At 68.6% G+C, this 6,067-nt stretch carries 6 protein-coding genes; 4 read left to right on the top strand and 2 right to left on the bottom strand.

Features of this window, described 5'->3' with window-relative positions:
- Positions 1-56: 56 nt before the first annotated feature.
- Positions 57-962, top strand: coding sequence for an alpha/beta fold hydrolase (locus JO059_RS15980; RefSeq protein WP_293320364.1), 906 nt, complete (start codon positions 57-59; stop codon positions 960-962).
- 12 nt (positions 963-974) lie between these two features.
- Positions 975-2,231: a wax ester/triacylglycerol synthase domain-containing protein gene (locus JO059_RS15975; RefSeq protein WP_293320362.1), complete on the top strand. Its 1,257-nt coding sequence runs from the start codon at positions 975-977 to the stop codon at positions 2,229-2,231.
- Here JO059_RS15975 and JO059_RS15970 read toward each other — a convergent pair.
- Entirely contained in the window at positions 2,211-2,819 is a 609-nt protein-coding gene (locus tag JO059_RS15970) for an NAD(P)-binding domain-containing protein (RefSeq protein ID WP_293320366.1), read from the bottom strand. The genes JO059_RS15975 and JO059_RS15970 overlap by 21 nt on opposite strands.
- A 64-nt stretch (positions 2,820-2,883) precedes the next feature.
- Here JO059_RS15970 and JO059_RS15965 point away from each other — a divergent pair, with 64 nt between their 5' ends.
- Entirely contained in the window at positions 2,884-3,393 is a 510-nt protein-coding gene (locus JO059_RS15965) for a DoxX family protein (protein ID WP_293320360.1), read from the top strand.
- A gap of 10 nt (positions 3,394-3,403) precedes the next feature.
- On the opposite strand, the gene JO059_RS15960 is transcribed toward JO059_RS15965, so the two are convergent.
- Positions 3,404-4,768: an FAD-dependent oxidoreductase gene (locus JO059_RS15960; protein WP_293320358.1), complete on the bottom strand. Its 1,365-nt coding sequence runs from the start codon at positions 4,766-4,768 to the stop codon at positions 3,404-3,406.
- Positions 4,769-4,867: 99 nt separating this feature from the next.
- On the opposite strand from JO059_RS15960, the gene JO059_RS15955 reads away from it, so the two are divergent.
- On the top strand, positions 4,868-6,067 hold a 1,200-nt coding region (locus JO059_RS15955; RefSeq protein ID WP_293320356.1), incomplete at its 3' end, for an MmgE/PrpD family protein.

Raw genomic sequence — 6,067 nt, 5'->3', positions numbered from 1 at the left:
GTTGGTCGGTGCGGACGCGGCACACGGCGAGTGGACATGGCTGACAATGGTTGATAATGGCTGAACCGGGCTGGATCGACGTGCCCGGTCCCGTCGGGGACCTGAAGGCTCTCACCTGGGGGCCGCCTGACGCCCCGATCGCGTTGTGCCTGCACGGCTTCCCCGACACCGCCTACGGGTGGCGCCACCTCGCTCCGCGACTGGCGGAGTCGGGTTGGCGGGTGGTCGCGCCGTTCATGCGCGGGTACGCACCGTCGTCGATTCCGTCCGACGGCAGCTTCCATATCGAAGCGCTGATGGACGACGCCTTGCGGGTGCGCTCGGCCGCGGGCGGCACCCAACACGACGTCGTCATCGGTCACGACTGGGGTGCGCTCGCGGCCACCGGTCTGGCCGCGATGCCCGACGGCCCATTCGCCAAGGCGGTGATCATGTCGGTGCCGCCGACCGTGGCTTTCCGCCGACGAGCCGGGGTGGCCGACCGGATACGGCTGGCCGGCCATCTCCCTCCGCAGGTGGCGCGCAGCTGGTATCTCCTCTACTTCCAATTGCCTTGGCTGCCAGAGCATTCCGCGTCTTGGGTGCTGCCGCTGCTGTGGCGCCGGTGGTCACCGGGCTACCGCGCGGAGGAGGATCTGCGCCACGTCGACGCGGCGATCGGCACGCCCGAGAGCTGGCGGGCGGCACTGGGGCCCTACCGGGCGACGCTCCGCAACACGCGGCCGCCGGCGCGGTATGCCGAGTTGAACCGGCTGTGGTCGCAGGCGCCGGTGCTGCCGTGCCATTACCTGCACGGCCGCGACGACGGTTGCATGACACCGGCTTTCACCCGCTGGGCGGAAAAGGTGTTGCCGGCGGGCAGCGAGGTGGCCGTCGTGGACCATTCCGGGCATTTCCTGCAGCTCGAACAGCCGGACAAGGTCGCCAACCTGGTGCTGACGTTCATCGGGTCGCCGGGCTGAGGCCATGGCCCGATGAGTTCGCGGCACCGCATGGCGGCCGTCGACGCGCAGTTCTACTGGATGTCGGCCAAACTGCCCAACGACCAGTTCCTGCTGTACGCATTCGACGACGCGCCCGCCGATTGCGACCGAGCCATCGAGCAGGTTTGCCGACGGGCGCGCGCGTGCCCGGAGCTGACGATGCGAGTCCAGGAGCGAGGTCCGTTGGTCTATCCGCAATGGGTGCCGACGGCTGTGGGCCCGCGATCGGTGGTCCGTCACGACTTACCCGTCCCCGGCTGGGATGATTGTCTGGCGGCGGTCGCGGGCCTCGCGGACGCGCAGCTCGACCCTCGCCGCATGCCCTGGCGGCTACACGTCTTCACCCCGATCCTCGGCATCCCGGGCGTCCGGGGCACCGGCGCCGTCGTGGTCTTGCAAGTCGCCCACGCGTTGGCCGACGGCGCTCGCGCGTCGGCGATGGCGGCGTGGCTCCTCGGCCGGCCCGGACCGCTGCCCCGGCCGCCGTGGCCGTCGGCGGGATTTCTGCCGAGACGGGCCCTCGACGCCGCCCGCGCCCATCGCCGGCTGGTTCGCGACATCCGCGCCGGCCAGCTGGCGCCGGGGTTGGGAACCCGGCTACCGCAATGCACCAATGCGCGCCCGGCCGGGGTCCGCGCGGTGCGCACGCTGACCCGGCACCGTGCGCAATTGCGCGGGCCCACTGTCACGGTCCGCGTCCTGGTCGCGGTGTCGACGGCGTTGTCCAGGATGCTCGGCCATGCGGACGATTCGCTGGGCGCCGAAGTGCCCATGGCGAAAACCAGTGTGCCCCAAGCCAATAACCACTTCGGGAACGTCGTCGTCGGGCTATACCCGCAACTCGGGCTCGCTGCCCGCGCCGAGCGGATCGCGGCCGACCTGGCGAATGGCCGGCGGCGCCTGGAACATCCGGCCGCGCGCGCCGCCGACCGGGCGTTCGCCGCGGTGCCAGCGCCACTGCTGCGATGGGGCGTCGCGAAGTTCGACCCCGATGCCCGGGCGGCGCGGGTGGCGGGGAACACGGTGGTCTCCAGCGTCAACCGCGGAGCCGCCGATCTGAGCTTCGGAGAGGCGCGGGTCGTGCTGACCACCGGGTACCCGGCGCTCTCCCCGATGATGGGCCTTACTCACGGGGTTCACGGCATCGGCGACGTTGTCGCGATCAGCGTGCACGCCGCCGAGTCGGTCTTCCACAACGGCTGCGAAGACATCGACGAGTACGCGCAGCTACTCGACGCGGCCCTCTGACCGCAGCAGCCCGAAGGCGAAATTCGTGCCGAACCCTCGACGCAGCGCCAAATGAATCCAGAGCAGCGCGTAGGGCTCGAGCAGCCGTGCCAGCGTCAGATCGCCGACGTCGACGGTTTCGAAGCCCAGCTCGGCCACCAATCCGGCGGTCACCGACTTGGCCGCGTTATCGTCGCCGCACACGAACATCACCGGTGTGCCGGGCAGCTGTGGCCCGTCCATCATCGGAGCGCCTATCTGGTTCATCGCCTTGCAGACGCGGGCGCCGGGCGCCCACTTCGCCACCTCTTCCGCCCCGGAGGTGGTGAGCCCGACCTCGAGTCCCGCGACATCGGGCGTCAGCGGATTAGTGCAGTCGATGAGCACCTTGCCCGACAGGTCGCCGCAACCCTGCACGGCCGCCTGGGTGGCCTGCCATGGCGTGCACAGGACGACGACATCGGCTGCGGCCGTGGCCGATTCGTTCGTTTCGACCGTGCCGAGTGAGGAATATTTCGGATCGTCGGGTCGACGGACCCCGAAGATCACCTCGTGGCCGCGATGGCGCCACGCGGTGCCCAACGTGCTCCCGACGTTGCCGGCCCCGATAATCGCGATTTTGATGGCGAACTCCTTCCGGTCTCCAAAATGCCGATGATCTAGGTTTACCCATATGAACGTGTATGACGTCGGATTACTGATCCTGCGGCTGGTCCTGGGACTGACGCTCGCCGCGCATGGCTTCAACAAGTTCTTCGGCGGGGGCCGCATTCCAGGCACGGCGCGGTGGTTCGAGAGCATCGGCATGAAGCCCGGTAAGTTCCACGCCACCGTGGCCGCCACCACCGAAATAACGGCCGGACTCGGCCTGGCGGCCGGGTTGCTGACGCCGATCCCGGCCGCGGGCTTCGTGTCGCTCATGCTGGTGGCGGCCTGGACCGTGCACCGCGCCAACGGCTTCTTCATCGTGAAGGAGGGCTGGGAGTACAACCTGGTGCTCGCGGTCAGTGCCGTCGCGGTCGCCACGCTGGGTGCGGGCAGGCTCAGCCTGGATTGGCTGATCTTCGGCAAGAACTGGTGCGACGGCTGGCTCGGCCTGCTTATCTCGGTCGGGCTGGGCCTGGCCGGGGCGATCGGCCAGCTGGTGATCTTCTACCGCCCGCCGGTGAAGACGGCGGGGTAGCCCGCAAGGCCTAAACGACGGCAGCGGTCTCGGCCTCCATGACTTCGGCGGCGGCCCGCTCGCCGGAGCGAATCGCTCCATCGATCCACCCGCACATGACGGCCGAGCTTTCGGTCCCGGCCCAATGGATACGGCCGCACGGCTCACGCAGCGTGTAGCCGAATTCCGTCAGCACGCCGGTCGGGGCGTGGCTGATCATGCCACCGCCTGAGTAGCGCTCCAACGTCCAGTTTTGCTCGTGATACTCCTGCGGCGCGTTGGCCTTTTCGCCGAACCGGTCGACGAGCTCGCCGATGATTACCGCTTTGCGTTCGGCCTCGCCGAGTTTCGTCAGCCGGCGCGCCACCGGCCCTTCGGTGATGACGCACATGATGCCCGGGTTGCCGGTGTTCGTGCAGGCGTCGATCGTCAACGTCGCGGGGGATCCCGGCGAGGCCGACTGGCCGCACAGTCCGTCGGCGCGCCAGAAGGGCTCGTCGTAGATGATCGAGGTCTTGATGACAGCACCGCTGGGCATGCGCTGGTGCAGCAGCGCCCGATCCACCGGCAGCGTCGGCTCGTAGACGATGGAGGTCGCGATCGCCAGCGGTATCGCCACGATGGCTCGGCGCGCGCGCACCGTTTGGTCGTCAGCATTGACCGTGACGCCGTCGGCGTCCTGGGTGATCTGACGGACGGGCCGCGAAAGGTGCAGCGCGTCACCGAGTTCCGCTGCCATCGGGCCGTAGATAGCACCCATTCCGCCCACCGGGCGGGCATCCTGGGAGCCGCCTTTGCCGGATATGACGAACGTGGGACCCCCTGCCGATCCCATCTGCAGCAGCGTCCACAGCAGCGAGGTCTCCGACGCCGCCGACGTGTAAGTGCCGGCCAGCGCCATGTCCAGCATCTCTCGGGCCTGCTTGGACATGGTGTTGCTCTCGATCCATTCCCCCAGACTGACGCGGTCCCACTCGGCGGCCTGCTTGGCCTCCCACGGCGCCTCGCGCGGAATCGATTTGCACATTTTCTCTAAGGACAGCAAGCCAAGACCGAGGTTGGTGACCGCCCACGGGCTCATGCTCCACGGAATCGTGCCGCCGTAGCGGTGCTTCTTGCCGCCGACGATCATCATGGCGTCGCCGTCGTTGTGCTGCTTGTATTCCGGAACGCCGAACTCGCCCATCAGCGCGTAAATCCGATCCTGGCCCGGCCCGATCCACGCGCCGCCACGATCCACCCACGTCCCGTCGGGACGGTATTCGGTGAACGTGCGCCCGCCGACCCGGTCACGCGCCTCGAGCAAGGCCACCGAATGACCCGCTCGTTTCACCCGCAGGGCAGCCGTCAAACCCGCGAATCCCGCACCGACCACGCAATAATCGACGTCCGACACGGGTGCTCCTCACTGGTCGAGTTCGGGCCAAGCCCCAGCAGCAAACTACACCGATCGCGACACCGGTAATAGCGAGTTCAGACGAATAGTCTGCGAACCATGTTGGTGCATACGGTTCGGGCGCGGCGTAGCTCCGACGATTTCCCGCGGCGCGAGCACCTGGCCGCGAAGATCGCGGAGGTCGCCGCCGATCCGGTCGCCGTCGCGCCGGAGACCGCGGAGATGCTGGTCAACCGGATCATCGACAACGCCGCCGTGAGCGCCGCGGCCGTGCTGCGCCGGCCGGTTACGGTCGCCCGTCAGCAGGCGCTGGCCCATCCCGCGCGGCGTGGGGCGAAGGTCTTCGGCGTCTCCGGTCCCCACGGCTATTCGGCGGAATGGGCCGCGTGGGCCAACGGGGTCGCCGCTCGCGAGCTCGACTTCCACGACACCTTTCTGGCCGCGGAATACTCCCATCCCGCCGACAACATCCCGCCTCTGGTCGCGGTTGCGCAGCAGCTCGGGGTGCCCGGCGGCGACCTGATCCGCGGCTTGGCCACCGCGTACGAGATCCAGATCGACCTGACCCGCGGAATCTGCTTGCACGAGCACAAGATTGACCATGTCGCGCACCTTGGTCCGTCGGTGGCTGCGGGCATCGGCACGATGCTGCGCCTGGACACCGAAACGATCTACCACGCGATCGGGCAGGCGCTCCACCTGACCACCAGCACCCGCCAATCCAGAAAGGGCATGATCTCGAGCTGGAAGGCGTTCGCGCCGGCGCACGCCGGCAAGACCGCCATCGAGGCGGTGGACCGGGCGATGCGCGGGGAGCAGTCGCCGGCCCCCATCTGGGAGGGCGAGGACGGCGTGATCGCCCGACTGCTCGGCGGACCCGAGCGCGCATACCAGGTGCCCTTGCCGGGCCCGGGCGAACCCAAGCGCGCCATTTTGGGCAGCTACACCAAAGAGCATGCGGCGGAGTACCAAAGTCAGGCGCCGATCGATCTGGCCCGGCGGTTGCGGCGGCGGATCAATGACCTCGATCAGATCGCGGCAATCGTCCTGCATACCAGCAACCACACCCACGTGGTGATCGGGACCGGCTCCGGCGACCCGCAGAAGTTCGATCCCGACGCGTCACGGGGAACGCTCACCCATTCGCTGCCCTACATCTTCGCGGTCGCATTGCAGGACGGAGGCTGGCACCACGAACGCTCCTACGCCCCCGAGCGAGCCCGCCGGCCGGACACGGTCGCCCTGTGGCGCAAGATCTCCACCGTCGAAGACCCGGAGTGGACGCGGCGCTACCACTCG

It is taken from the genome of Mycobacterium sp. (genome assembly GCF_019247615.1).
Lineage (GTDB): Bacteria > Actinomycetota > Actinomycetes > Mycobacteriales > Mycobacteriaceae > Mycobacterium.
The sequence above is the reverse complement of the archived record's forward strand: the minus strand, read 5'-3'. Positions and strand labels throughout refer to the sequence as shown.